The sequence below is a fragment of the Microbacterium sp. Leaf320 genome, from assembly GCF_001423485.1.
Classification (GTDB): Bacteria; Actinomycetota; Actinomycetes; order Actinomycetales; family Microbacteriaceae; genus Microbacterium.
Window position 1 is genome coordinate 917,629 of sequence record NZ_LMOD01000002.1, and the last position, 24,540, is coordinate 942,168.

Annotated in this window: 26 protein-coding genes; 9 read left to right on the forward strand and 17 right to left on the reverse strand. The window is 68.6% G+C overall.

What is annotated here, in order from left to right; genetic code table 11:
* The first annotated feature begins 65 nt into the window (after window positions 1-65).
* Entirely contained in the window at window positions 66-635 is a 570-nt protein-coding gene (locus tag ASF63_RS09285) for a TetR/AcrR family transcriptional regulator (protein WP_056512433.1), read from the forward strand.
* 79 nt (window positions 636-714) lie between these two features.
* Window positions 715-2,346: a DUF4407 domain-containing protein gene (locus tag ASF63_RS09290; protein WP_056512435.1), complete on the forward strand. Its 1,632-nt coding sequence runs from the start codon at window positions 715-717 to the stop codon at window positions 2,344-2,346.
* Between the two features lie 205 nt (window positions 2,347-2,551).
* Here ASF63_RS09290 and ASF63_RS09295 read toward each other — a convergent pair whose 3' ends face one another.
* On the reverse strand, window positions 2,552-3,088 hold the full coding sequence (locus tag ASF63_RS09295) for a hypothetical protein (protein WP_056512440.1): 537 nt from the start codon (window positions 3,086-3,088) through the stop codon (window positions 2,552-2,554).
* Between the two features lie 44 nt (window positions 3,089-3,132).
* Between ASF63_RS09295 and ASF63_RS09300 the strand changes: the two genes are divergently transcribed.
* Entirely contained in the window at window positions 3,133-4,146 is a 1,014-nt protein-coding gene (locus ASF63_RS09300) for an aldo/keto reductase family protein (protein ID WP_056313816.1), read from the forward strand.
* A gap of 63 nt (window positions 4,147-4,209) precedes the next feature.
* On the opposite strand, the gene ASF63_RS09305 is transcribed toward ASF63_RS09300, so the two are convergent.
* From ASF63_RS09305 to ASF63_RS09320, 4 genes are all read right to left on the reverse strand, one after another.
* Complete coding sequence (locus ASF63_RS09305; protein ID WP_200933995.1) at window positions 4,210-5,115, reverse strand: carbohydrate ABC transporter permease; 906 nt, start codon at window positions 5,113-5,115, stop codon at window positions 4,210-4,212.
* A complete protein-coding gene (locus tag ASF63_RS09310) occupies window positions 5,112-6,062 on the reverse strand; it encodes a carbohydrate ABC transporter permease (RefSeq protein ID WP_056512442.1) in 951 nt (316 codons plus the stop codon). The genes ASF63_RS09305 and ASF63_RS09310 overlap by 4 nt, the downstream gene beginning before the upstream one ends.
* 3 nt (window positions 6,063-6,065) lie before the next feature.
* Window positions 6,066-7,379 (reverse strand): ABC transporter substrate-binding protein, encoded by a 1,314-nt coding sequence (locus tag ASF63_RS09315; RefSeq protein ID WP_056512446.1) that lies wholly within the window; start codon window positions 7,377-7,379, stop codon window positions 6,066-6,068.
* Between the two features lie 76 nt (window positions 7,380-7,455).
* Entirely contained in the window at window positions 7,456-8,694 is a 1,239-nt protein-coding gene (locus tag ASF63_RS09320; protein ID WP_056512449.1) for an aminotransferase class V-fold PLP-dependent enzyme, read from the reverse strand.
* Window positions 8,695-8,860: 166 nt separating this feature from the next.
* Here ASF63_RS09320 and ASF63_RS09325 point away from each other — a divergent pair, with 166 nt between their 5' ends.
* The gene (locus ASF63_RS09325) at window positions 8,861-9,574 is read left to right on the forward strand and encodes a FadR/GntR family transcriptional regulator (protein WP_056512979.1); all 714 of its coding nucleotides are present in this window, start codon (window positions 8,861-8,863) and stop codon (window positions 9,572-9,574) included.
* A 30-nt stretch (window positions 9,575-9,604) separates the two neighbouring features.
* Here the strand turns inward: ASF63_RS09325 and ASF63_RS09330 are convergent, their stop codons facing one another.
* From ASF63_RS09330 to ASF63_RS09365, 8 genes are all read right to left on the reverse strand, one after another.
* Window positions 9,605-10,048, reverse strand: a complete 444-nt coding sequence (locus ASF63_RS09330) for a GNAT family N-acetyltransferase (protein ID WP_056512454.1) — start codon at window positions 10,046-10,048, stop codon at window positions 9,605-9,607.
* Window positions 10,049-10,101: 53 nt separating this feature from the next.
* Window positions 10,102-10,749: a class I SAM-dependent methyltransferase gene (locus tag ASF63_RS09335; RefSeq protein ID WP_056512459.1), complete on the reverse strand. Its 648-nt coding sequence runs from the start codon at window positions 10,747-10,749 to the stop codon at window positions 10,102-10,104.
* A gap of 25 nt (window positions 10,750-10,774) precedes the next feature.
* Window positions 10,775-11,287, reverse strand: coding sequence for a glycine cleavage system protein R (locus tag ASF63_RS09340; protein WP_056512462.1), 513 nt, complete (start codon window positions 11,285-11,287; stop codon window positions 10,775-10,777).
* 127 nt (window positions 11,288-11,414) lie between these two features.
* Entirely contained in the window at window positions 11,415-12,473 is a 1,059-nt protein-coding gene (locus tag ASF63_RS09345; protein ID WP_056512467.1) for a PLP-dependent cysteine synthase family protein, read from the reverse strand.
* 20 nt (window positions 12,474-12,493) lie between these two features.
* On the reverse strand, window positions 12,494-13,474 hold the full coding sequence (locus tag ASF63_RS19030) for a hypothetical protein (RefSeq protein WP_157534286.1): 981 nt from the start codon (window positions 13,472-13,474) through the stop codon (window positions 12,494-12,496).
* Between the two features lie 101 nt (window positions 13,475-13,575).
* A complete protein-coding gene (locus ASF63_RS09355) occupies window positions 13,576-14,379 on the reverse strand; it encodes a GntR family transcriptional regulator (protein WP_056512473.1) in 804 nt (267 codons plus the stop codon).
* Window position 14,380: 1 nt separating this feature from the next.
* Window positions 14,381-14,785 (reverse strand): D-ribose pyranase, encoded by a 405-nt coding sequence (gene rbsD, locus ASF63_RS09360; protein WP_056512476.1) that lies wholly within the window; start codon window positions 14,783-14,785, stop codon window positions 14,381-14,383.
* 16 nt (window positions 14,786-14,801) lie between these two features.
* Window positions 14,802-15,752, reverse strand: coding sequence for a ribokinase (locus ASF63_RS09365; RefSeq protein ID WP_056512483.1), 951 nt, complete (start codon window positions 15,750-15,752; stop codon window positions 14,802-14,804).
* Window positions 15,753-15,859: 107 nt separating this feature from the next.
* Between ASF63_RS09365 and ASF63_RS09370 the strand changes: the two genes are divergently transcribed.
* Complete coding sequence (locus tag ASF63_RS09370) at window positions 15,860-16,522, forward strand: transaldolase family protein (RefSeq protein ID WP_056512484.1); 663 nt, start codon at window positions 15,860-15,862, stop codon at window positions 16,520-16,522.
* A 116-nt stretch (window positions 16,523-16,638) separates the two neighbouring features.
* On the opposite strand, the gene ASF63_RS09375 is transcribed toward ASF63_RS09370, so the two are convergent.
* Window positions 16,639-17,316: a FadR/GntR family transcriptional regulator gene (locus ASF63_RS09375; protein WP_056512487.1), complete on the reverse strand. Its 678-nt coding sequence runs from the start codon at window positions 17,314-17,316 to the stop codon at window positions 16,639-16,641.
* A gap of 46 nt (window positions 17,317-17,362) precedes the next feature.
* Between ASF63_RS09375 and ASF63_RS09380 the strand changes: the two genes are divergently transcribed.
* On the forward strand, window positions 17,363-18,343 hold the full coding sequence (locus ASF63_RS09380) for an amidohydrolase family protein (RefSeq protein ID WP_056512490.1): 981 nt from the start codon (window positions 17,363-17,365) through the stop codon (window positions 18,341-18,343).
* 53 nt (window positions 18,344-18,396) lie between these two features.
* On the opposite strand, the gene ASF63_RS09385 is transcribed toward ASF63_RS09380, so the two are convergent.
* Window positions 18,397-19,167, reverse strand: a complete 771-nt coding sequence (locus tag ASF63_RS09385; RefSeq protein WP_056512493.1) for an SDR family NAD(P)-dependent oxidoreductase — start codon at window positions 19,165-19,167, stop codon at window positions 18,397-18,399.
* Window positions 19,149-20,009 carry a fumarylacetoacetate hydrolase family protein gene (locus tag ASF63_RS09390; protein WP_056512496.1) on the reverse strand — a complete coding sequence of 287 codons (861 nt, stop codon included), beginning with the start codon at window positions 20,007-20,009 and terminating at the stop codon, window positions 19,149-19,151. Before ASF63_RS09390 ends, ASF63_RS09385 begins: the two co-directional genes overlap by 19 nt.
* Window positions 20,010-20,143: 134 nt before the next feature.
* On the opposite strand from ASF63_RS09390, the gene ASF63_RS09395 reads away from it, so the two are divergent.
* The gene (locus ASF63_RS09395; protein ID WP_056512499.1) at window positions 20,144-21,439 is read left to right on the forward strand and encodes an L-fuconate dehydratase; all 1,296 of its coding nucleotides are present in this window, start codon (window positions 20,144-20,146) and stop codon (window positions 21,437-21,439) included.
* Window positions 21,426-22,409 (forward strand): aldo/keto reductase, encoded by a 984-nt coding sequence (locus tag ASF63_RS09400; protein WP_056512501.1) that lies wholly within the window; start codon window positions 21,426-21,428, stop codon window positions 22,407-22,409. The genes ASF63_RS09395 and ASF63_RS09400 overlap by 14 nt, the downstream gene beginning before the upstream one ends.
* A 1-nt stretch (window position 22,410) precedes the next feature.
* Here ASF63_RS09400 and ASF63_RS09405 read toward each other — a convergent pair whose 3' ends face one another.
* Complete coding sequence (locus tag ASF63_RS09405) at window positions 22,411-23,412, reverse strand: LacI family DNA-binding transcriptional regulator (protein WP_056512504.1); 1,002 nt, start codon at window positions 23,410-23,412, stop codon at window positions 22,411-22,413.
* 214 nt (window positions 23,413-23,626) lie between these two features.
* On the opposite strand from ASF63_RS09405, the gene ASF63_RS09410 reads away from it, so the two are divergent.
* Window positions 23,627-24,496 carry a sugar phosphate isomerase/epimerase family protein gene (locus ASF63_RS09410; RefSeq protein ID WP_056512506.1) on the forward strand — a complete coding sequence of 290 codons (870 nt, stop codon included), beginning with the start codon at window positions 23,627-23,629 and terminating at the stop codon, window positions 24,494-24,496.
* Window positions 24,497-24,540: the final 44 nt, after the last annotated feature.

Here is a 24,540-nt window from a genome sequence, read left to right on the forward strand (position 1 = left end):
CGGGCTCCTATGTTGACAGTGTCAAGTAATTGTGGACACTGTCAAGATAGGTAACAATGTTGCTTGTGTCAAGTTCCCGATCCGGCTATCACCACGGCGACCTCGCCCACGCCCTCGAGGCGGCGGCGATGCAGCTGCTCGCAGAGAAGCCGGCGGGGGAGATCAGCCTGCGCGAGGTCGCTCGCGCCGCCGATGTGAGCCACAACGCCCCGTACCACCACTTCTCCGACCGTCGTGGACTGCTCAAGGTGCTCGCCGAGCGGAGCATGAGCGACCTCGTGACCGCGGTGCGCGTGGCGATCGAGGCGGCGCCCGACCCCGCATCCGCCGCGATCGAAGGCGGAGCCGCCTACATCCGCTTCGCGGTCGAGCACCCGCACGGCTTCGACGTGATCTATGACCCGACAGTGTGCATCCCCGGTGAGCCGAGCGAGACCATGGCGCCGCTGATCGTCGAGCTCGAAGAGCTGCTGTCGACCGCATCCGTCGCCGCAGGCCTCGAGACCGAAAGCGGCGTCACCGGCGTCTGGGGCCTCGTGCACGGCCTCGGCACCCTGTGCGCCGCAGGACACTTCTCGCTCGACGATGCGCTCGCCGCGAGTGCCGATACGCTCACCCGCATGCTCCCTCGCTGACCCTTCTCAGAACACAGCAGAGGCGGAAACACAGGGTTCGTGCACGTTATCCACAGGCGACCTTTCGTAGATTGTCGGGATGCCCTATTCCGCTCACCGCCCAGGACGGTTCGACTCGCAGGGTCGCATCATCCTCGACAGCGACCCGAACGCTGACACGGACGACCTCGACTTCCTGCGCGCGTACGAGCCCACGGGTGCCGATCTGCAGGAGCCGCAGCAGGCCGACCCGACCCCCGCGTCCGAGTCGGAGCCGGAGCAGGATGCCCAGGCATCCGCTCGTCCGGTGCGTGAGCCGAAGCCGCGTCGCCAGCCGCGCGAGCGCACTCCCCGAGTGCCGGGGTCGCGTCTGCGGAAGCTCGCGATCCTCGGCGGGGCCGAGGGCGAGATCCTCGACCGCGTGCCCGGTGAGACCCCTCGGTTCGTGCAGATGTTCTTCGTGCTCGCCGGCACCGCGCTGGTCTCGGCGATCTCGATGCTGTTCGCGCTGACCACGGGCGTGCAGGCCGCGATCTGGCTGGCCGTGCCGCTCGCGATCGTGTGGGCGCTGATCATCTTCAACCTCGACCGCTTCCTCACGTCGACCATGTCGTCGACCCGCAACGTCTGGCGGCTCATCGGACTCGCGATCCCCCGTGTGATCATGGCCGCGATCATCGGCTTCGTCGTCGCCGAGCCGCTCGTGCTGCAGATCTTCCACAACGACATCGCGCGCGAGGTCGCCTCGACCAACATCACGCAGGCGCAGGCCGACCAGGATGCGCTCGAGACGGGCCCGGAGAAGAAGGCGCTGGATGCCGCATCCGACCGCGTCGCCGAGCTCGAGAACCAGGCGGCCACGGGCATCGTCGCCGGCACCGACTCGTCGTCCGCGAGCGAATCTGCAGCCCAGACCACGGTCGACGACCTCACCGCCAAGATGACCGCTCAGCAGGGCGTCATCGACCAGGCGCGCATTCTGTACCAGTGCGAGCTCACCGGCGAGGGAGCAGGCACGGTCCCCGGCTGCACCGGCGTGAACGGCGAGGGCGCGAGCTCGGATGCCGCCCAGGCTCAGCTCGCCGAGGCGCAGCAGACCTACGACGCGCTCGCCGCCCAGCTGCGCACCGCGAACGAGGAGCTCGCCGCCGCAGGCACCGCCGCGAAGGAGAACACCAGCACCTCCGAGACGCAGAACCGCGAGGAGGCGCAGTCGCAGCTCCCCGCCGCGCGCGACAGCTACGACACCGCGCTCGCCGCCTACAACGCGCGAGCCGAGTCCGTGGCGTCCGGCAACGCAGGGGCGATCGGACTGCTCAGCCAGATCAGCGGACTGAACAGGCTGAGCGAGAAGGAGCCCACGATCCTCTGGGCCCACATCCTGATCGCGGCGCTGTTCTTCATGATCGAGCTGCTTCCGGTGCTCGTGAAGGTGCTCACGTCCTACGGCGACCCGTCGCTCTATGAGAAGGCCGCCGCCATCCGCAGGCAGGTCGCACTCGACAAGGTCACGGCCGAAGGATTCCGCGACCGAGCGGCGATCGTGACCGTGCAGTCGGAGGGTATTCAGGCGGATGCTTCGCCGACCGAGCCGCAGACCAGAGCGGAGCGCAAGGAAGCCGAGCAGGCGGCACAGGAGCGCGCGCAGGCCGAGGAGCGCGAGCTCGCGGAGAAGCGCGCCCAGGCGCAGACGCTGGAGGAGCAGGAGCAGCTGGTCGAGCCCCGCGTCTGAGGACGCGGGGGTCCGGTGCTGCTTCGGCGCGCTGGTCCGGCGTTCCGGTCGCAGTTTGCGCCGCTTCGCTCCGGCGTCGTGGGGTTCCGGTCGCAGTTTGCGCCGCTCGTGCTCGCGCCGGACGGCATCAACTGCGACCGGAAGCCGCGGCGAGGGGTCAGGCCGCGCGGCGGCCTTGATGGCTGCGGCCGAAGCGAATCGGCGACTACTCGAAGAGGCCGGTCAGTACCACTGTTCTGGTAGCGGGATCGATCGCGACCGAGGCACTGTAGCCTGCGGCCGAGAACAGGGTGTCCAGCTCGGCGGAGCCTTCGAAGGGCCCCGCGGGCACCTGGGAAGCCATGCCCGGCACCAGGGCGGGAGCGTCGATCTGCTCAAGGCCGCCGGCACTGCGCAGCGCCTCGATCTCGGACTCGGGGAGTGTCGCGACGACGTCCACCCAGTAGGTGGAGGGGCCGATGTCACTCGACCCGGTCGTGCCGCCCATCCACTCCACCGATTCGGCTGCGCTGAGCTGCGGGTAGCGCTTCGCGATGGGAGCGAGGTCTGTGCGCAGAACACCATCGCCCTGCTTCTCTGCGGTTCCGTCGGTCACCGTCGTCTCCGTCGGCTCGGGGATGGCCGGAGTGCACGCGGTGACTCCGATGGTCATCGCGGCAAGCAGCAGCAGGAAGAAGTATCGACGCATGACGGTCTGCCTGCCTTCCGCGGGAGAGTCCCAGAAGGATATCTGACCGGTCACGGAGATCCGGGCCCGGTGTCTGCGACGGCCGGTAGCGTTGTCGCATGGTCAACTATCGTTATCTCGGCAACAGCGGTCTCAAGGTCTCTGAGATCACCTACGGCAACTGGGTCACCCATGCTTCACAGGTCGGCGACGACGCCGCCGTCAAGACCGTGCACGCGGCGCTCGACGCCGGCATCACCACATTCGACACGGCCGACACGTACGCGAACACCGCGGCTGAGGTCGTGCTCGGCAAGGCGCTCGAGGGTCAGCGTCGCGAGAGCCTCGAGATCTTCACGAAGGTCTACTTCCCGACCGGCCCCAAGGGCCCGAACGACACCGGCCTGAGCCGTAAGCACATCCTCGAGTCGATCAACGGCTCGCTGAAGCGACTCGGCACCGACTACGTCGACCTCTACCAGGCGCACCGCTTCGACTATGAGACCCCGCTGGAAGAGACCTTCCAGGCGTTCGCCGACGTCGTCCGTCAGGGCAAGGCCCTCTACATCGGCGTCTCCGAGTGGACGGCAGAGCAGCTTCGCGACGGCCACGCTCTCGCGAAGCAGCTCGGGGTGCAGCTCATCTCGAACCAGCCGCAGTACTCGATGCTGCACCGCGTGATCGAGGGCAAGGTCGTGCCGGCGTCCGAAGAGCTCGGCATCTCGCAGATCGTCTGGTCGCCGATGGCGCAGGGCGTGCTCTCGGGCAAATACCTGCCGGGTCAGCCTGTCCCCGACGGCTCGCGCGCGACCGACCCGCACAGCGGAGCGGACTTCATCAAGAGCTTCCTGAAGGACGACATCCTCACCGCCGTGCAGAAGCTGAAGCCGATCGCCGAAGAGGCCGGCCTCTCGATGCCGCAGCTCGCGATCGCGTGGGTGCTGCAGAACCCGAACGTCGCGGCGGCCCTGGTCGGCGCCTCGCGCCCCGAGCAGCTCGCCGACACGGTCAAGGCCTCCGGTGTGACGCTCGACGCCGACACGCTCGCCGCGATCGACACCGCGCTGGGTGACACGGTCAACCGCGACGCCGAGGCGACGTACTCGATGTCGCCGAAGGCGCGCATGGTCTGACAGCCCGCATGACGAAGGCCGCCGTTCGGGATGAACGGCGGCCTTCGTCATGTGTGAGGAGACCTACTCCTTGACGGCCCCGGCTGTCAGCCCCTGCACGATCCAACGGCTCGCGAGAGCGAACATCACCATGGTCGGCAGGATCGTCAGCACGGCTGCGGCGCTCATCGAGCCCCAGTCGATGTTGAACGTCGAGATGAAGCCGTTCAGCGCCGAAGGCACCGTGCGGTTGGCATCGGTGTTCATCAGCACGACCGACAGGAACAGCTCGTTCCAGCAGTTGACGAAGTTGAAGATGAACGCCGCGATGATGCCAGGGGTCATCACCGGAACGAGCACCCGGAACAGGGCGCCGAAGCGCGAGCATCCGTCGATCATCGCCGCCTCTTCGAGCGCGTCGGGGACGTTCTCGAAGAAGCCGCGGAGCATGACCGTGGAGAACGGGATGCAGACCGCGATGTACACGAGGATCAGACCCGGCTTGGTGTCGACGAGCCCGAGGTCGGTCATCATCGAGTACAGCGGCCCGAGCGCGATGAACGCGGGGATCATCTGCGTCAGCAGGAACGCGACCAGCACCGTGCCCTTGCCGCGGAACTCGAAGCGGGCGATCACGTAGGCGCTGAGCAGCGCGATCAGCGTCGCCACCGCGCCCGCGATCGTGGCCACGATCGCGGAGTTCGCGAGGAAGACCCCGAACGAGCTCTGCTGGAACAGGCTGACGTAGTTGTCGAACGAGGGCTCACTCGGCCAGTACTCGATAGGGAACGAGTTGATCGTGCCCGGTGACTTGAACGACGTCAGCGCGATCCAGTACAGCGGGAACAGCGTGATGACGAGCCAGAGGCCGAGCCCGACGACGCGGATGACGCCGCCGACCGAGGCCTTGCGCTTCGGGCGCGGTGCCTTCGCGATGTCGGGGACGGTGAGACGCCGGGTCTCGGTGACCGTGGTTCCGGTGATGGTCATCGCTGCACCTTCCGCATCGCCATCAGGTAGAACGCGCAGAACACGAACAGGAACGCGACGACGATGAGTCCGATCGCGCTCGCGATGCCGTAGTTGCCCTGCTGGGTGTAGTTGATCATCCACGTCGTGATGATGTGCGTCTGGTTCGCCGGTCCGCCGTTCGTCATCGCGTAGATGATGTCGGGGAAGTTGAAGATCCAGATGATGCGCAGCAGGATCGTCAGCAGCAGCGTCATCGAGATGTACGGGATGATGATCGAGAACAGCTGGCGCACCTTGCCTGCACCGTCGAGGCTCGCGGCCTCGAGCATCTCGTCAGGCACCGACTGGAGCGCTGCGAGGATCATGATCGCGAAGAACGTCACGCCGTACCAGATGTTGGCCACGATGACCGCGAACATCGCGAGCTTCGGATCGGCCAGCCAGGGCAGCGGCGCGTCGATCAGGCCCGCCTTCATGAGCAGGTCGTTCACGACGCCGAACTCGGCGTTGAACATCCAGCGGAACAGCATCCCGATGAGGAATCCCGAGACGGCCCACGGGAAGAACACGAGCGCCTGGTAGAGCCCGCGGAAGCGGAACCTCTTGCGCAGCGCGAGGGCGATCAGGAAGCCGATCACGAGCTGCGGCACGAGCGAGCCGACGACCCAGAGGACGGAGTTCCAGGCGACGACCGGGAAGGCCGGGTCCTGGAACACGGTGACGAAGTTGTCGAAGCCCACCCAGGGGGTCGACGTGAGGTCCCACAGGTTCCAGTCGTGGAAGGCCATGCGTGCGCCCTGCAGCATGGGCCAGTAGGTGAACCAGCACACGAACACGATCGCCGGGGCCATGAAGGCCAGCAGCGTCAGCGCGTGGCGGCCACGGAAGGGGCGGCGCCGGCGGGATGCCGGGGAGGCCCCGCCGGCGGTGCCGACGGAGCCCCCTTCGAGTGCGGTCCGGGTCACGGATCAGCCCTTTTCCGCAGCGTACTTCTCGGTCCAGAAGGTGTCCCACGACTCGAGCAGCTCGGTGGTCGACATGTTGCCGAGCAGCACGTTCTGCACGTCCTGGTCGGACTTCTGGATCCACTCGGTCCACCAGCTGACCCCACGCGGCTGCTGCACGTTGACGTAGGTCTCTGGGTCCTCGGTCATCGTGACGTAGCTCGTCCACGGGCCGGTCGAGTAGAACTCGTCATCCGCCGCCTCCGAGATGATCGGCACGAGGCTGTTCGCCTGCGCGAACTCGGTGGCGGGCTCGGCCGACGAGAGGAACTCGACGAGCTTCACCGCAGCATCCTGGTGCTCGCTGTTCTCGGCGACGCCCCAGCCGGCGACGGCCAGCGGCTGCGCGGCCTTGCCCGACGGGCCCACGAGCAGCGGAGCGGTGTCCCACTGGTCCTCGGTCAGCGACGAGTCCTGCACCGTGGCGATGACCTCGGGGTCCTGCAGCAGGAACGCGGTGGTGCCGTTGGTGAAGCCGGCGACCATCTCGGGGTAGCCCCACGAGACGGCGGAAGGCGGCGAGGCCTCCTTGAACAGGTCGAAGTAGTCGTCGACCGCCTCCTGCGCTTCGGGGGCGGCGAAGATCGTCGAGCCGTCTTCCATCAGGAACGCGTCATCGACGTCGAGGCCGTCGATCGTGTACGCCTCGATCGCCGCGACGACGTTGCTGTTCGCGTTCTGACCGCCGCGGAACGCGTAGCCGTAGATGTTGTTCGACGGGTCCTGAATGGCGCTGGCCTGCTCGAGCAGGTCCTTCCAGCTGTGCGGCGGGCCGTCGAAGCCGGCCTCCTCGACCAGATCGGTGCGGTAGAACAGCGACAGGCCGTAGAAGCCGTAGGGCACGAAGTAGCTCTTGCCGTCGGCGGCCACCGACGCGGACTGCGCGTTGTCGGTCAGTGCGTCCCAGCCGTCCCACTTCTCGAGATCGCCCGAGATGTCGTGCAGCCAGCCGTTGTTCGCGAACGGGCCGACCGTGATGTCGCGGACCTCGAGGACGTCGACGCCCTTGCCCGACTGCAGCATCTGCTGGATCTTCGCATCGGCCTGCTCGGTGGGCGGCGAGACGAGGTTGACCTTGATGTCGGGGTTGTCGGCCTCGAAGTCGTCGAGCAGGCCGCGCAGCAGGTCGGTGCGGGCAGGGTTGGTCAGGCTCTCGACCATCTGCAGGGTGACGGTGCCGTCGGCGGATTCGCCGCCGCCTGCGGAACAGCCGGTGAGCGCGAGCGCGGCGACGGTGCCGACTCCCGCGGCGGTCGTCAAGATTCTGTTCTTCTTCACGAGGTGCCTCTCAGTTGGTGATGGTGGTGGGTGTGGTGGATCGGGTGGTGATGGTGGTGGGTCGGGGTGGAGCGGGTCAGGGGACGATGAGGGAGTCGGCGCCGGTGCGGATGCCGGCTCGGCGGAGGATCTGCGGGATGCAGCGCTCGACGAAGGTCTCGAAGTCCGAGGCCTCGGTGTACAGGTGCGCCGACAGGCGGAAGTACCCGATGCCGCGGAAGCTCGTGAACGCGGTCTCGACGCCGGTCTCGTCGAGCAGGTCCATGCGCAGGGCATCGGCCTCTTCGCGGGTCGAGCCGAGCCCGAGCGGCAGACGCACGAGTCGCATCGACGGCACGGGCGAGGGCAGGGGAGTGAGGGGGTCTTCGTCGCCGTAGGGGCGCAGGCCCTCGGCGATGATCTCCGCACCGGCATCCGCCATCTGCGCCATCGCCTGTCGAGCGTTGTGCCAGCCGAACTCCGCCTCGATGAACTCGATCGAGGCGGGGGTGGCGAGATAGGTCGTCGCGTCGATCGTGCCCTGGGTGTCGAAGCGCTCGGGGTAGGGCTCGTTCGCGGCCCACGAGTCGATCAGCGGCCAGAGCTCGTCGCGGTCGGGCGCGGTCGTGACGAGCAACGCTGAGCCTCTCGGGGCGCAGGGCCACTTGTGCAGGTTGCCGAACCACCAGTCGCCGCCGGCTACCCCGGCGGCATCCGGCACGAGGCCTGGGGCGTGGGCGCCGTCGACGAGCGTGCGGACGCCGCGCTCGGCGGCGAGTTCGGCGATGCGGCGGGTGGGCAGCATCCGTGCGGTGGGGGAGGTGATCTGGTCGACCACGATCAGGCGGGTGCTCGGGGTGAGTGCGTCGGCGAAGCGCTGCACGACCTCGTCGTCGGAGGCGAGCAGCGGCAGCTCGACGGCGCGGACGGATGCTCCGAATCGGCGTGCCAGGCGCTGCGCGCCCATCGTGATCGCGCCGTAGCCCTGATCGGTGACGAGGATCTCGTCGCCGCGTTCGAGGTGCAGGGCGTTGTAGATCACGGTCGCCGCGGCGGAGGCGTTGGGCACGAAGGCGCTGTCTTCGGCATAGGCGCCCACGAACGGAGCGGTGCGCTCGCGGGCGGCGCGCACCCGCTCGGCGATGCGGGGGAACCACTCGACCGGGCTCAGGTCGGCCCGGCGGCGCAGAGCATCCTGCTGCTCGACGACAGCCGTGGGCACGGCGCCGAACGAGCCGTGGTTGAGGTGGATCACGTCGGGATCGAGGGGCCACGCGTCACGGGCTCGCATGCCGGAGTTCAGCGTGAGCGGTGCGGGGAAAGCTGGTGCGGGCATCGGTCCTCGTCGGTGCGTCAGGGGGAGTTGTTGCACAACTTTGCCACACGGGTTCCTAAATGGCTATGAAAAGGTGAGGATGAAACATAGTTGTCATACGAATTTGATGAAGGCCCTGCATCCGACAGACTCAGCAGGGGGATCGGGCGGTGTCAGGAGGATGACCATGAGCGCTTTGGACACGGCTCTGCAGGGGCTGCGCACGCTGATCGCCGACGGTGCTCTGCGCCCCGGTGATCGCCTGCCCAGCGAGGGCGAGCTGTGCGAGACGCTCGGAGTCTCACGCGGGTCGCTGCGAGAGGCCATCCGGATGCTGGCCGCCCTCGGCGTGCTCGACACGAGGCACGGCTCGGGCAGCTACGTCAGTGAGCTGCGCGCCGCCGACCTGATCGGCAGCCTGTCGCTGACGGTGGGGCTGCTGCCCATGGCGGGGGTGCTCGAACTCACGGAGCTGCGCCGCGTGCTCGAACCGCACGCGGCCGCGCTCGCCGCGGCCCGCATCGACGCGTCGACGATCGAGGAGCTCAGCGGCGTTCTCGACGAGATCGAGGCCAGCGACGACTTCGAAGACCACTCACGGCTCGACCACGCCTTCCACATGACGATCTCGGAGGTCGCGGGCAACGACGCCCTCACGAGTCTCATCGACGTGCTGCGCTCACGGTCGCGGGCCTATCGGATCCCGGATGCCGCGGATGCCGCCGAGCTGAAGCTGCACTCGGATGCCGGGCACCGGGCGATCCTCCGCGGGCTCGCGGCGGCAGATCCGGTCGCAGCCTCGGCCGCGGCATCCGCTCACGTCGCGCAGACCGAGTACTGGGTGCGGCGGTACACCGAGACGGACATCGTCGCCGAGGCGCCGGCCGTCGAGCCGGACTGAGCGCGGCGGGGCCGTGAGGAGCGCCTCGATTCAGGTCTCCTGCGGTGCGAAGCGCAGCACGTTCGTGTTCCGACGGACGAAGCCGACCGATTCGTAGAGGCGCAATGCCGATTCGCGAGACGGACGGGAGGTCAGATCGAGCTTCGACAGTCCTCGCCGTTCGGACTCCTCGATGATCGTCTCGAGCAGTTGGCGCGCGATGCCTCGTCCTCGCGTGCTCTGATCGACCACGACGTCTTCGATGCTGCCGTGCCATCCGGTGATGAGCGGGGCCATCGCGAGAGTGGCCATCCCCACGATCCGTCCTGACTCGCGCGCGACGAAGAGGTCTGCGTTCGGCGCCTCGAGCAGCGAGAGCACCCGTGCCGCGTCGAATCGAGTGGTCGCCGAGAGCTGGGGCAGAAGTGTCTCGATCTGCTGGAGGTCGCTCGGTGTGAGGCGGTCCGCGATCGAGATGCTGATTCCGTCGGCCATGTCCGGAGCCTAACCGACGGTCCGGAGTGGAATCGACCCGGTCGCGGGTCCCGTCAGAGCGGCGCCTCCCACGAGGCCGTGTACCGCCAGAACAGGCGGCGGCGCATCCGGATGCCGGGGAGCACATCCCCGGCGATCGCGCGGATCTCGTCGAAGGACTGCGTTGCGGTGGTGGCCGGTGCCTGCATGTGCGCGGGAGGTCGCGTCGCACGCTTCGGATGGCGTACGAGCCCGACGAGCGGGTTCAGCAGCAGTGACGCCCCGGAATGGAGCGCGTCCTTCGAGGTCTCGCGGGCGACTCCGACGATGATCACGCGGCCACCGGGTCGCAACGCCGCGCGAGCATCCTGGAGTGCCGCGCGCAGCGGCATGTGGTGAAGGGATGCGACGAAGGTGATCAGGTCATAGGCTCCGCGGGGTTCGGATCCGAAGGATCGGCTTTCGATCCGCACCGCATCTCCGGTGAACCGTCGGGCGGCGGTTGCCGCGGTGCAGGCATCCGGTTCGATGCCGATCGCGGTGGGGAAGATCTTTGACAGGGCGCTCAGCAGATTGCCGGTGCCGCAGCCCACATCGACAGCGGTGTCTCCGCCACGGCGGCGAACCGCGCGGGCGTGCCTGAGCACGAACCCTGCGTACGCGTCATTATGCGACCACGGGTGAGCGGCGTTGACTCGCTCGAGGACGGCCAGGAATCCCATGCGCTGTGCTTCGGACTCCTGCGTGTCAGGCGAGGGTGATGTCGACCTGGATCTCGGTGGCGATGCGCTCGAGGTCGCGGCGCAGTGCGTCGAGGTCGACCGACTCGGGAACCCGTGCGATCACAGATGCCTCGAACAGACGGCCGCCGGCCATCGCGGCATCCCGCGTCTCTGTCGCCAGCTCTTCGATGCTGAGCTCGTGCGCGTTCAGCACGTTGGACACCTCGCGGACGATGCCGGATCGGTCGTTGCCGAGAATCCGGATCTCGAGCACCTGATCCTCGGCATCCGCCGCGGGCGTGCCGGTGAGCACGGCGAGCGTCAGCAGACCCTGGCCCTGCAGTTCGCGGAGCGCCGCCTGCAGCCCCTCCGAGTGCTCGGGTGCGACCGACACCTCGATCACACCGGCGAAGGTTCCGGCGAGCTCGGCCAGCGAGCTGTTCTCCCAGTTGCCTTCGTGGGCATCGACGACATCGGCGACCGCGGCGACGAGTCCGGGGCGATCAGCACCCGCGACAGTGAGGATGAGAGTAGTCATGCGGCCAGCGTAGCCCGACGGTCTCGGCACGCGACGTGCCACAACTCAGGAACCGTGAGCGGGCGGAGCCCGAGAAGCCGTGTTCGCGGGTGTGGCGCGTCCGGATCTCCTGAGGTATGAACCCAGGTCAGTCGACCCAGACGCCGGTCTCGAGGAAGTGGTCGAGGCGGGTGCGATGCGGGGCGAGGTCCCAGCCCTGCTCCGCGACCCACTCGTCGTTGAAGTACGTGCCGGCGTAGCGGATGCCGCTGTCGCAGATGAGCGTGACGATGCTGCCGGTCTCTCCGGCCGCACGCATGCGCGCGATCAGCTGGAAGGCGCCGTAGAGGTTGGTGCCGGTCGAGCCGCCGGCGAGGTGCAGCGTGCGTTCGCGCAGCATCCGGATCGCGGCGATCGAACCGGCGTCGGGCACTCGGATCATCTCGTCGATCACCGTCGGCACGAACGAGGCCTCGACGCGCGGCCGGCCGATGCCCTCGATGCGGCTGGGGCGTCCGGCCGGCGGATCGACGGTTCCCGCCCATCCGTCGTAGAACGCCGAGCCCTCGGGATCGACGACCGCGATCTGGGTTTCGTGACGGCGGTACTTCACATAGCGGCCGAACGTCGCGCTCGTGCCGCCGGTGCCCGCGCCGACGACGATCCAGCGCGGGATCGGATGCCGCTCCTGCGACAGCTGGCTGAACACGCTCTCGGCGATGTTGTTGTTGCCCCGCCAGTCGGTCGCGCGCTCGGCATACGTGAACTGGTCGAGGTAGTGCCCGTGGCATTCGGATGCGAGACGCTGCGCCTCGGGGGACATGTCCTCTGCGCGATCGACGAAGTGGCAGCGTCCGCCGTAGAACTCGATGAGGTCGATCTTCTCCTGGCTCGTCGACCGCGGCACGACTGTCACGAACGGCAGCCCCAGCATCCGCGCGAAATACGCCTCGGAGACGGCGGTCGACCCGCTCGACGACTCGACGAGGGTGGAGTGCTCGGTGATGCGGCCGTTCACCAGCCCGTACAGGAGCAGCGAGCGCGCCAGGCGGTGCTTGAGCGACCCGGTGGGGTGCACCGACTCGTCCTTGAGGTACAGATCGATGCCCCACTCGGGCGGCAAGGGGAAGAGGTGCAGGTGCGTGTCGGCACTGCGGTTCGCGTCGGCTTCCAGCAGGGCGATCGCGGTGCTGGTCCAGTCGCTCATGCTTCGAGCGTAACGCCCCGCTACTTGGCGGTGTAGCCGCCCTCGCCCGTCTCGCCGTCGTACGTGAAGACCTCGTCCTCGAGGGTGATCTGGATGTCGTCGCCGAGCGGCTCCTGGGCGAGCAGCCGCTCCTCGAGCATCGTCATCCGCTCTTCGTACTCCTGCGCCTGCGCCTCGTCGACACCCCAGATCGTCGCGACCTTCATGTCGGTGAGGAAGTAGAGGAACGCCGAGACGGCGGTGCGGTTGAACTCGGTGTCGGGGATGCTCTGCCACAGCGCGCCGCTGTCGCGCAGCCGCTTGTACTCGTCGATCTTGGCCTGCAGCACGTCGGCGATGGCGGACGCACCGGCGTCGCCGCCGTCATCGGACGGCGGCTCCTCGTCGGTCGAGTCGTCGGAGGGCGCGCTGGGAGCGGCTGTTGCGGAAGGAAGCGGAGCGGAGACGGGCTCGCTGCTCGAGCCCAGCAAAAGGCTCACGGCCACCCCGATGCCGACGACCACGAGCAGCACGAACACCGCGACGGCCGCGATGACGATGCCGACGGTCCTGCCGGACCCCGATGGGCGGCTCGGAGGCGCGGCGGGGTAGGGGTACTCGGAACCGTAGGGGGCCGACGGCTGCTGCCCCACCGGGTACTGCCCGGGCTGAGCGGGGTACTGGCCTGGCTGGGCGGGGTATTGCCCGGGCTGAGCGGGGTATTGCGGGTACGGGCTCGGCTGCCCTGCCGGGTACTGACCTGCCTGATACTGCGTCGGCTGTGCCGGCGGGTAGGGGCCCGAGGGCCCGGCCTGCGGAGCCGCAGCGTAGGGCGGCAGCGGCGGGGCGGGCGGTCCGTACGCGCCACCGGGTGCCGGCGGCTGCGGCGCGGGAGGAGCCGGCGGTCCGCTCAGGGGCGGCGCCAGCGGAACGGAGGCTCCCCGGTCGGCAGGGGGTGCGGCCGGAGGCGTCGGGATGACAGCATCCGGATCCGAACCGTTCGAGTGCGCGTCGTCGACCATGGTGTTGCCCCCCTGCTCGCGTCACCCGATGCGACGCGTGCTCGGCTTTCAGGCTAGCGGCCTCAGGCCCTCGGCTGAGCTCAGTCGCTCACCTCGCTCGCCTAGCGCACGGTGCCGGCGCGCGAGGTGCTTCCCTCTCCGTCGACGTGCAGCAGCGACGCCTGCGACTGCTCCTGCTGCAGCTGGAACTCGAACCGCGAGCGATCACCGCGATGATGCGCGACGAAATACTCGATCGGGATGCCGTCGGCTGAGCGACTCACGCTGCGCAGCCGCAGCAGGGCGGAACCTGCGCTGACGCCGAGATGCTGGGCCTGCTCGTGCGTCGCGACCGTCGCCTCGGCGGATCGCACACCGCTCGTGGCCACGATGCCGTTGTCGGCGAGTACGCGGTAGAGCGACGCCTCGGACAGGTCGACGTCGAGGGTGACATTGCCGACGGCATCCGGCATCCAGGTCGTCGAGAGAGACCAGGGCTCGCCGTCGACGTGGCGGAGGCGGTCGAGCACCACGACGGGCGAACCCACTTCGACCTCGAGGGCCGCCGCGATCTCGTCGTCGGCGACGGTCGGCTCGTGGCGCAGCACGTCGCTGTGCACGTGCCCGCCGCGCCGCTCGACGTCGTCGTAGAGGCCGATCAGGGTGTGCACGAGGCTCTCGCTCGTGCGCGGACGTGAGACGAAGGTGCCCTTGCCCTTGACCCGCTCGACGAGCCCTTCGTGCTCGAGCTGGGCAAGCGCCTGACGCACGACGGTGCGCGAGATGCCGTAGCGCTCGCACAGGCGGTGCTCTCCCGGCAGCGGGTCGCCCGGCTGCAGTCCGTCTCGGGTGATGCCCTCGACGATCAGCTGGCGCAGCTGGTCGTACATGGGCGCGGCGGAGTGGCGGTCGATCGAGTCGTTCATGTCAGTACGCCACTCCCGCGTGCAGGATCACGTTGGCATACGGGGTGAACTCGCCCGAGCGCACGAACGCGCGGGCCGACTGCGTGAGCTTCTTGAACTCGACGTGCGGGATGAGCTCGATCTCGAAGTCTTCGCCGGCGAAGCGCTCGCGCAGCCCTGCCAGCACCTCGGGACTCTTCTCGGCGACCTCCTCCGAGACGGTCGCGCCCTCGACGACGAGCTCGGCGAGCACCGTGTCGAGCACGTCGAAGAAGGCGGGCGCACCCGGACGGTAGGCGAGGTCGATGCGCTCGGAGCCCGGCGGGATCGGCAGCCCCGCGTCGGTGACCACCAGCAGATCGGTGTGCCCGGTCTCGCTGATCACCCGGGAGAGGGCGGGATTGATGGTCGTCGCTGTCTTGCGCATGGTGCTCCTCAGGGGGTCAGTGGGCTTCTCGGGCGGCCAGGAACGCCTCGACCTCGGCGCGCAGCGGCAGGCTCGGCGATGCGCCCTGCTTCGTCACTGCGAGGGCTCCCGCCGCGGTCGCCACGCGCACGGCATCGGTCAGCGACCGTCCGTTCGCGAGCGCCGCACCGAGGTACCCGGCGTAGGCGTCGCCGGCCGCGGTGGTGTCGACGGCCTCGACGGGGAAGGGCGGGACGACGGATGCTCCGTCTGCCGTCACGACGCACGAGCCCTGACCCGCGAGCGTGATCACGGCCGCGCCGACGCCGCGGTCGAGGAACCAGCGTCCGGCGAGGGCTGCCGATGCGGCATCCGTCACCTCGATGCCGCTGAGAACCGAGGCCTCGGTCTCGTTGGGCGTCACGATGTCGATGCTCGCCCAGACCGCGTCGTCGAGCTGGGCGGCGGGCGCGGGGTCGAGGATGACGGTCATGCCGTGCTCGCGGCCGCGCGACGTGATGTGAGCGGTGAGGGCCGAGGGCGTCTCGAGCTGTGTCAGCAGCACCGACGTGGTCGGCGCGAGGGCGGCGAGTGCTGCGTCGATCTGCTCGGTGCTGAGAGCGGCATTGGCGAGCGGCACCATCACGATGTCGTTCTGGGCCGAGGCGTCGACGCGGATGTGGGCGATGCCCGTCGGTCCCGGCACCGTGCGCAGGTGCGTGAGATCGACACCGGCCTCGCTCAGGCCGTCGACGACGAGGTCGTGGAAGAGGTCGTCGCCGACGCATCCGACGAAGCTCGTGCGAGCTCCTGAGCGCCCAGCGGCCACTGCCTGGTTCGCACCCTTGCCGCCGAGCATGAGGGTGAACTCATCGCCGAGGATGGTCTCGCCGCGGGCCGGGAGCCGGGTCGAGAAGGTCGTCACGTCTGCGGTCACGCTGCCGACGATGACGACGCCGGTGCGATCGGGCGAGGTGGCGGCTGTCATGGCACTCCTGATCGTCGTCGATGCGGGGTGCTTTGACATCCTCCGCGGCTGTCATTACATTAGCCGAATCCGAACCTGTAACGACAGGTTGTGCGCAAGGAGACCCGATGACCGTGTTGGCCCCCCGTCTCTATGTCGACAGCGCGGACGTCGATCGCGTCGCCTCCCTGCTTGCCGCAGGGGTCGTGCACGGCGTCACGACCAACCCCACGATCCTCGAGCGGGGCGGCCGCACCGCCGCGGAGATCCCCGACCTGTACGCCCGCTGGTCGAGCGAAGGCGCCCGCGAGATCTTCTTCCAGACGTGGGGCGGCGACACCGCATCGTTCCTGCGCAACGCCGAGGGCATCCGCGCGCTCGGCGACCGCGTGGCCGTGAAGGTGCCGGCGACGCGCGACGGGTTCGCCGCGGCATCCGCTCTCGTGCGCGATGGCGCGACCGTGCTCGTCACCGCCGTGTATTCGGTCGCTCAGGCGCTGGCGTGCGCCTCGATCGGAGCGCGGTACATCGCCCCGTACCTCGGGCGGATGCGGGATGCCGGCATCGACGGCGACGCTGTGATCGCGCGCATGCAGGAGGTCTGCGCCGGCAGCGAGTCGAACGTGCTCGCGGCCAGCCTGCGCTCACCCGACGACATCACCGGTCTGCGGCTCGCTGGCGTGCCGTACTTCACGGCCGCACCCGACGTGATCGAGCAGGTGCTGTTCCACGAGGTCAGCGACAGCTCGGCCGCCGAGTTCGACGCGGCGATGGGGCGACTCGGGGCCTGAGACTCGGGTCGCCTCGTTCGCAATCCAGCATGGATGTGTCAGTAGACGGACCGGCTCCGCGCGGTTCCGCAGATCTGCGGTCGCCGACGACGCTTCTGTGCTGAGAACCGAACGACTCAGGCGGATGCCGCCTGGCGCAGCCACCGTTCGACCCCGGCGATATGCGCGGTCGCGAGCGACGTCGCGAGTCCAGAGTCCCGGCGCGCGATGGCATCGGCGATCGCCCGATGCTCCGACAGGGTGCGCTCGACGGCGCCGCCCTCGGTGAGCCCGCGCCACACCCTGGCGCGCACGGTCTGGCTGCTCAGATGCTCGATGAGGCTGGCGAGGTAGGCGTTGCCGGCCATGCCCACGATCTCGCGGTGGAACCGGATGTCGTGCTCCACGAGCTCTTCGATGCTGACCGTCGCGTCGATCGAGTCGACCTCGCGTTCGAGCTCTGCGATCGCGTCGTCGTCGCCGAGGGTCGCGGCAAGGCCCGTCGCCTGCGACTCGAGCATCCGTCGCACAGCGAAGATCTCGAGCATCGAGTCGTCGTCGTGCATGTCGACGACGAACGAGATCGCCTCGAGCAGCAGGTGCGGTTCGAGGCTCGTGACATAGGTGCCGTCGCCGCGGCGCACGTCGAGCACGCGGATGACCTCGAGCGCCTTGACGGCCTCGCGCATCGAGTTGCGTGACAGACCGAGACGCTCGGACAGCTCCTTCTCGGGAGGGAGTCGATCGCCGGGAGCCAGCTCGCCGGACACGATCATCGCCTTGATCTTCTCGATCGCCTCGTCAGTCACTGCCATGGCGTCATCCTAGCCATTCATCGGATGTCTGCGGCAGGATGGGAGCATGCGCGTACTCGATTCGCACCTGCACCTGTGGTCGCCAGAGGCTCTGACCTACACCTGGCTGGAGGGCCCGCTCGCGTGGGAGTTCGCGGCGCTCGAGATCGAGCACTCGCCGATCGACGTCGCCACGGTCGAGAAGTCGGTCTTCGTGCAGGCCGAGACGATCGAAGACGACTTCCTCGCCGAGGTGCGATGGGTCGCCGATCAGGCCGATGAGGCCGGCGTCGTCGGCATCGTCGCCGGCGCGAGGCTCGACCGCGGCACCGACACGACAGCGCACCTGGAGGGTCTCGCCGCCGAGCCTCTGGTGGTCGGCGTGCGTCACAACCTGCAGGGCGAACCCGACGGACTCGCGGTGTCTGCCGCGTTCGTGACCGGGGCGCGCGAGGTCGCCGCCCGGAACTGGTCGTTCGACGCGTGCGTGCGCGCCCCGCAGCTGCCCGAGATCGCCCGCCTCGCAGGAGCCGTGCCCGAACTGCGGATGGTTCTCGATCATCTCGGCAAGCCCGAGGTCGGCACGGCGGAGGCTCCGGTCGCGCCGACGATGGAGTGGGTGCGCGATCTCGACGATCTGGCACGGCATCCGCACGTGTGGTGCAAGCTGTCGGGCCTGCCGGGCGAAGCCGGTGGCGACTGGTCGCCAGAGCAGCTCGAGCCTTTCCTCGACGCCGCGGCGGATGCGTTCGGCATCGAACGGCTGATGTGGGGGAGCGACTGGCCGGTCTCGGTGATCGGCCCCGCGGAGGAGGGCGACCCGCACGCACCGGAAGACGGCTCGCCGACCTATCAGCCGACGGCGCGCAGCCGGTGGGCGGATGCCGTGATCGCCTGGGCTGAGCGTCGCGGACACGACGTCGACGCGATCCTCTGGCGCAATGCCGAGGAGTTCTATCGGATCGGCCAGCGGCCCGCCCGCGAGGATGCTCGGGAGGAGCGACCGCGCCGCGGCATCCTGGGCTGGCTGCGCGGCGAGCGCCCGTAGGCGAGCGCCCGTTGGCGAGGTTGCGGTCGGCGCAGCCAACCGGATGCGGTGACTCAGCCGGCGGGACGCAGGCGCAGCTGCGCCATGCCGCCGTCGACCTCGATGAATGTGCCGGTGGTCGACCCCGCGGCGGGGCTCACGAGGTACGCGACAGCTGCGGCGACCTCGTCGGGCGAGACCAGGCGGCCGTGCGGCTGGCGGGCCTCGAGGGCGGCGCGCTCGGCGGCCGGATCGTCGGCCGAATCGAGCAGGCGTCCGACCCACGGAGTGTCGGCGGTGCCGGGGTTCACCGCGTTGACGCGGATGCCCTCGCGCAGATGATCAGCCGCCATCGCGCGGGTCAGGGCCGAGACTGCACCCTTCGATGCGCTGTACAGCGCGCGCTGCGGAAGGCCGGTGGTCGAGGCGATGGATGCCGTGTTGCAGACGGCCGCGCTCGGCGACTTCTTCAGCCAGGGCAGCGCAGCCGAGGTCACGCGCGCGATGCCGGTGACGTTGATCGAGAGCACACGGGCCCATTCGTCGTCGTCGTTCGCGCTGATGTCGCCCTGCGCGCCGACCCCGGCGTTGTTGACCACGATGTCGATGCGGCCGAACTCCTCGGCGACGGCCGCGACGGCGGCATCCACCGAAGCACGGTCGGACACGTCGGCCGTGAACGCGGCGAACGCGGCATCCGCTCCTGAGGTGTCGCGGTCGAGCACCGCGATCTGCGCTCCGTCGGCGTGCAGGCGGGCGGCGATGGCGGCGCCGATGCCGGATGCTCCGCCGGTGACGATCGCGACGAGTCCCTCGAGTGCGTTGCTCACTTCTGTGCCTCCCATGCCACGAACTCCTGGCGCTGATGCCCGAGTCCTTCGATCTCGATCTCGACCACGTCGCCGGCCCTCAGGTAGGGGAACTTGCCGCCGAAGGCGACGCCCTGCGGGGTGCCGGTGAGGATCAGATCGCCCGGCTCGAGCGTGACGTACTGCGACAGGTGGTGCACGATCACGCGCACGTCGAAGATCATGTCGTCCGTGTTCGAGTCCTGCCTCGGCTCGCCGTTGACCCAGCTGCGCAGCTGCAGGTTGTCGACGTCGACCTCGTCGGGGGTGACCAGCCACGGACCGGTCGGGTTGAACCCGGGGGCGATCTTGCCCTTCGACCACTGCCCGCCCGAGACCTCCATCTGGAAGGCGCGCTCCGAGACGTCGTTCGCGGTGACGTAGCCGGCGATGTGCGCGTCGGCCTGTTCGGGCGAATCGAGGTAGGCGGCGCGGACGCCGATGACGATGCCGAGCTCGACCTCCCAATCGGTCTTCTCGCTGCCGCGGGGAATCGTGACCGCGTCGTTCGGGCCGACCACCGTGTTCGGCGTCTTCAGGAACATGATCGGCACGGTCGGCGGCTCGGCGCCCGACTCACGGGCGTGGGCCGCGTAGTTCTGGCCGATGCAGATGACGGCGCTGGGGCGGGCGATCGGAGCTCCGATGCGCATCGCGGCGGCCTCGTCGAGCACGGGAAGCTCGTCGGCGGCGCGGGCGGCTTCGATGCGCGCCCGGAAGTCGCCGGCGAGGAAATCACCGTTCACATCGGATGTCACGGCCCGCAGATCGAGGTAGCGGTCGCCTTCGACGAGGACGGGGATCTCGGCGCCGAGGGTGCCTAGACGTGCGAACTTCATGTCTCTCCTGATCAGTGAGGATGCCGGGTGAGAGGGGCACGCCGGGGCGGCCCGTCTCGTTGACAGTATAGACATCGGATGTTTACACTCCAAGAGATCTGCACGGATATCCGTCCCGTGCCCGAGAGGAACCCGTGAGCCGCATCGTCGCCCTCGACACGACCGACATCCGCTTCCCCACGTCGCTGAGTCTGGACGGGTCGGATGCCATGAACCCCGACCCCGATTACTCGGCCGCGTACGTGATCGTGCGCACGGATGCCGAAGACGGCGTCGATGGTCACGCGTTCGTCTTCACGATCGGCCGCGGCAACGACGTGCAGGTGGCCGCGATCGACGCGCTCGCCGGACACCTGGTCGGCCGTGAGATCGAACCGCTGCTCGACGACATGGGCACGACGTTCCGCGACATCATCGGCGACTCGCAGCTGCGCTGGCTCGGCCCCGAGAAGGGCGTCATGCACATGGCCATCGGCGCCGTCATCAATGCGCTGTGGGACATCAAGGCCAAACGCGCCGGCCTGCCGCTCTGGCAGCTGCTCGCGCGGATGACGCCGGAGGAGCTCGTCGGGCTCGTCGACTTCCGCTACCTCACCAATGCGCTGACGCCCGAGGACGCACTCGAGATCCTGCGCGCCGCCGAGCCCGGTCGCCTCGAGCGGGAGCGCGAGCTGCTCGCCACCGGATACCCCGGATACACGACGAGCCCCGGGTGGCTGGGCTACTCCGACGAGAAGCTCGAGCGGCTCGCCCGCGAGGCGATGGCCGACGGATTCACCCAGATCAAGCTCAAGGTCGGTGCCGACCTCGACGACGACATCCGCCGGTTCCGCAAGGCCCGCGAGGTCTGCGGACCCGACTTCCCCATCGCGATCGACGCGAACCAGCGCTGGGAGGTGTCGGAGGCGATCGAGTGGGTGAACGCGCTCGCCGAGTTCCACCCCGCGTGGATCGAGGAGCCCACGAGCCCTGACGACGTGCTCGGTCACGCCGAGATCGCGAGAGGTGTGGCGCCGATCAGGGTCGCCACCGGCGAGCACGCGCAGAACCGGGTGATCTTCAAACAGCTGCTGCAGGCCGAGGCGATCTCGGTCATGCAGATCGACGCAGTGCGCGTCGCGGGCGTCAACGAGAACATCGCCAACCTGCTGCTGGCCGCCAAGTTCGGCGTGCCGGTCTGCCCGCACGCCGGAGGTGTCGGTCTGTGCGAGGCGGTGCAGCACCTGTCGATGTTCGACTTCGTCGCCGTCACCGGCACGCGTGAGGGACGCATGATCGAGTTCGTCGACCACCTGCACGAGCACTTCATGATCCCCACCGACATCCAGGGCGGCTCGTACATGGCGCCGACCGCGGCAGGCTCGGGCATGGAGATGAAGGCCGAGAGCATCGCCGCCTACACGTGGACGGGTCAGCATGTCGGCGCCTGAGTCTTCGGGGGCTTCCGCGCGGCTGACGGTCCCCCGTCTCGGATACGGCGCCGCGAACGTCGGGAACCTCTTCCGCGAGCTGAGCGACGACGAGTCGTGGGCCGTGCTGGATGCGGCGTGGGACAGCGGCATCCGTTACTTCGACACGGCTCCGCACTACGGGCTCGGACTCTCGGAGCGCCGCCTCGGTGCCTTCCTGCAGACCAAGCCCCGCGACGAGTACGTGCTGTCGACGAAGGTCGGTCGGCTGCTGCGGCCGAACCCCGACCACGACGGCGGCCTCGACACCGCGAACGACTTCCACGTGCCCGACGACCTGCAGCGGGTGTGGGACTTCTCGGCATCCGGGATCCGCGCGAGCCTCGACGAGTCGCGCGAGCGCCTCGGCATCGAGCGCATCGATCTGCTCTACCTGCACGACCCCGAGCGTCACGACCTCGATCTCGCGCTCGCCGAGGCCCTGCCGGCGCTCGAGCAGCTGCGGGCCGACGGCCAGGTGGCCGCAGTCGGGATCGGGTCGATGGTGTCAGACGCGCTCGCCGCATCCGTGCGATCCGCAGATCTCGACCTGATCATGGTCGCGGGGCGGTACACGCTGCTCGAGCAGCCCGCCGCTGCCGACGTGCTGCCGGCCTGCCGTGAGACCGGAACCGGGATCGTCGCGGCATCCGTCTTCAACTCGGGTCTGCTTGCATCGAGCGAGCCGCGTCGGGATGGCCGATACGAGTACGGTCAGCTGCCGGATGCGCTCTGGGAGCGGCTGCTGCGCATCGCGCGGGTGTGCGCCGAGCATGACGTGCCGCTTCCCGCCGCAGCGATCCAGTTCCCGCTGCAGTCCGATGTGGTGCGCTCGGTCGTCGTCGGTGGCAGTCGGCCGACGCAGCTGACGCAGAACGCGGAGTACGCGGCACTCGAGATTCCCGGCGCCCTGTGGGCTGAGCTCGCTGAGGAAGGGCTGATCCCCGCCTGACTCAACGCCCGACGGTCGACTCGCGGACCACGAGCTCGGCGGCGAACGGCGTCGGCGCGGGGAGGTCGGCGGTGGGGTCGGTGAGCTGACGGATCAGGGCGGCACCTGCCGCTCGGCCGATCTCGTACCCGGGCTGGCGCACGCTCGTCAGCGGTACGACGGTCTGGTGCGCCTGCGCGACGTCGTCGAAGCCGACCAGTGCGATCTCCTCCGGAACGCGGATACCCTCGCGCATCAGCCGGGTGAGCACCCCGATCGCGACCATGTCGTTCGCAGCGAAGATCGCGTCTGGGCGGTCGGCGGCGGGCGACGCGACGATCCGCTCGGCGATCTCCAGACCGTCCTCGGTCGTCAGATGCGGCACGTCGAACACGTCGACCGTGGCATCCGTGCCCACGACGGCGTCACGCAGACCCTGCAGGCGGTCGTTCGACTGGCTGACGCTCGGAGCCCCGAGGAACAGGATGCGGCGACGACCGATCGACAGCAGATGCTCGCCGGCGAGGCGTCCGCCGCCGCGGTCGTCGAAACGTACGGATCCGACGGTGGGCGAGTCGGGGATCGGGCCGACGACGACCGAGCGGATGCCGCGCTCCGCGAGCTGTTCGAGCCGTGGCACGACGTCTTCGAGGGGGTAGATCACGATGCCCTGCACCCGGTGCGCCTCGAACATGTCGATGTTGCGGCGTTCGGTGCCGGCGTCTCGGTTGCTGTTGCTGAAGAAGAGCGACCAGCCTCCCTCGCGCGCGACGTCTTCGACGCCGCGGGAGAGCTCATGGAAGTACGGCAGCCACGCGTCGAGCAGGATCAGCGCGAGCGCCTTGCTCGACCCCGCTCGCAGCTGTCGGGCCGATTCGTTCGGTACGTAGCCCAGCCGCTCGATCGCGTCCCGCACCTTCGCGGCGCTCGACTCTCCGAGCACGTGAGGGTGGTTGAGGTAGTTCGAGACGGTCGAGGAGGAGACCCCGGCGAGGGCGGCGACGTCTTTGACGCTGGCTGGCATGGAGCTCCTTGTCGACGGCGTCGGTGCGCGCATGCGCGAAGGGTGCTGCGCGCCCGCGCGGCACTGACGACTCCACAGTAGCCGAGCGATTGGCACGTGCCAAGAAACTTCTTGACACGGCATCCGCCACCCCGTACCGTGACCTGAACGCAGAGTTGCAACGTGCCAATCCTGCCGAGGCGAAGGTGCCGCACACCCGTCTCCGAGAGGTCTCATGAACATCGGATGCCACGGGCTCGTCTGGACCGGACACTTCGATGCCGACGGCATCCGCCTCTCCGTCGAGAAGACGAAGGCGGCGGGATTCGACCTCATCGAGTTCCCGCTCATGGATCCGTTCTCGTTCGACGTCGCTGCAGCCAAGGATGCGCTCGAAGAGCATGACCTCGCCGTGAGCGCATCGCTCGGTCTCTCGGGGTCCACGGATGTGACCAGTTCTGATCCGGCAGTCGTCGCCTCGGGGGAGGCGCTGCTGGTGAAGGCCGTCGATGTGCTGGCCGAGCTGGGCGGCCGGCACTTCTGCGGCGTGATCTACAGCGCGATGCAGAAGTACATGGACCCGGTCACCCCCGAAGGTCTCGAGAGCAGCCGCCGCACGATCGCCCGCGTCGCCGACCACGCTGCCGAGCGCGGCATTTCGGTCTCGCTCGAGGTCGTCAACCGCTACGAGACCAACGTGCTGAACACCGCGCGGCAGGCTCTCGCCTACCTCGCGGAGATCGATCGGCCGAACCTCGGCATCCACCTCGACACGTATCACATGAACATCGAGGAGTCGGATATGTTCGCGCCGGTCCTCGATGCCGCTCCGGCCCTGCGATACGTGCACATCGGCGAGAGCCACCGCGGCTATCTCGGCACCGGCACCGTAGACTTCGACACCTTCTTCAAGGCGCTCGGCCGCATCGGCTACGACGGTCCGATCGTGTTCGAGTCGTTCTCGTCGGCCGTGGTCGCTCCCGACCTCAGTCGCATGCTGGGGATCTGGCGCAACCTCTGGAACGACAACGTCGAGCTCGGAGCGCACGCCAACGCGTACATCCGCGACAAGCTCGTCGCCGTCGACTCGATCCGGTTGCACTGAGCCGGCTCGTCACCCGGTCGGGAGACCTGTCGCCAACTTGTTAT

Bases quoted from the DNA above. Each gene is read 5' to 3' on its own strand.
- ASF63_RS09370 (WP_056512484.1), top strand. From the start codon at position 15,860: ATGACCGTGTTGGCCCCCCGTCTCTATGTCGACAGCGCGGACGTCGAT.
- ASF63_RS09390 (WP_056512496.1), bottom strand. From the start codon at position 20,009: ATGAAGTTCGCACGTCTAGGCACCCTCGGCGCCGAGATCCCCGTCCTC.
- ASF63_RS09305 (WP_200933995.1), bottom strand. From the start codon at position 5,115: ATGACCATCACCGGAACCACGGTCACCGAGACCCGGCGTCTCACCGTC.
- ASF63_RS09340 (WP_056512462.1), bottom strand. From the start codon at position 11,287: ATGACTACTCTCATCCTCACTGTCGCGGGTGCTGATCGCCCCGGACTC.
- ASF63_RS09410 (WP_056512506.1), top strand. From the start codon at position 23,627: ATGAACATCGGATGCCACGGGCTCGTCTGGACCGGACACTTCGATGCC.
- ASF63_RS09330 (WP_056512454.1), bottom strand. From the start codon at position 10,048: ATGGCCGACGGAATCAGCATCTCGATCGCGGACCGCCTCACACCGAGC.
- ASF63_RS09365 (WP_056512483.1), bottom strand. From the start codon at position 15,752: ATGACAGCCGCCACCTCGCCCGATCGCACCGGCGTCGTCATCGTCGGC.
- ASF63_RS09300 (WP_056313816.1), top strand. From the start codon at position 3,133: ATGGTCAACTATCGTTATCTCGGCAACAGCGGTCTCAAGGTCTCTGAG.
- ASF63_RS09385 (WP_056512493.1), bottom strand. From the start codon at position 19,167: ATGGGAGGCACAGAAGTGAGCAACGCACTCGAGGGACTCGTCGCGATC.
- ASF63_RS09380 (WP_056512490.1), top strand. From the start codon at position 17,363: ATGCGCGTACTCGATTCGCACCTGCACCTGTGGTCGCCAGAGGCTCTG.
- rbsD (WP_056512476.1), bottom strand. From the start codon at position 14,785: ATGCGCAAGACAGCGACGACCATCAATCCCGCCCTCTCCCGGGTGATC.
- ASF63_RS09345 (WP_056512467.1), bottom strand. From the start codon at position 12,473: ATGAGCGACTGGACCAGCACCGCGATCGCCCTGCTGGAAGCCGACGCG.
- ASF63_RS09375 (WP_056512487.1), bottom strand. From the start codon at position 17,316: ATGGCAGTGACTGACGAGGCGATCGAGAAGATCAAGGCGATGATCGTG.
- ASF63_RS09355 (WP_056512473.1), bottom strand. From the start codon at position 14,379: ATGAACGACTCGATCGACCGCCACTCCGCCGCGCCCATGTACGACCAG.
- ASF63_RS09325 (WP_056512979.1), top strand. From the start codon at position 8,861: ATGAGCGCTTTGGACACGGCTCTGCAGGGGCTGCGCACGCTGATCGCC.
- ASF63_RS09405 (WP_056512504.1), bottom strand. From the start codon at position 23,412: ATGCCAGCCAGCGTCAAAGACGTCGCCGCCCTCGCCGGGGTCTCCTCC.
- ASF63_RS09320 (WP_056512449.1), bottom strand. From the start codon at position 8,694: ATGCCCGCACCAGCTTTCCCCGCACCGCTCACGCTGAACTCCGGCATG.
- ASF63_RS09400 (WP_056512501.1), top strand. From the start codon at position 21,426: ATGTCGGCGCCTGAGTCTTCGGGGGCTTCCGCGCGGCTGACGGTCCCC.
- ASF63_RS09290 (WP_056512435.1), top strand. From the start codon at position 715: ATGCCCTATTCCGCTCACCGCCCAGGACGGTTCGACTCGCAGGGTCGC.
- ASF63_RS09335 (WP_056512459.1), bottom strand. From the start codon at position 10,749: ATGGGATTCCTGGCCGTCCTCGAGCGAGTCAACGCCGCTCACCCGTGG.
- ASF63_RS19030 (WP_157534286.1), bottom strand. From the start codon at position 13,474: ATGGTCGACGACGCGCACTCGAACGGTTCGGATCCGGATGCTGTCATC.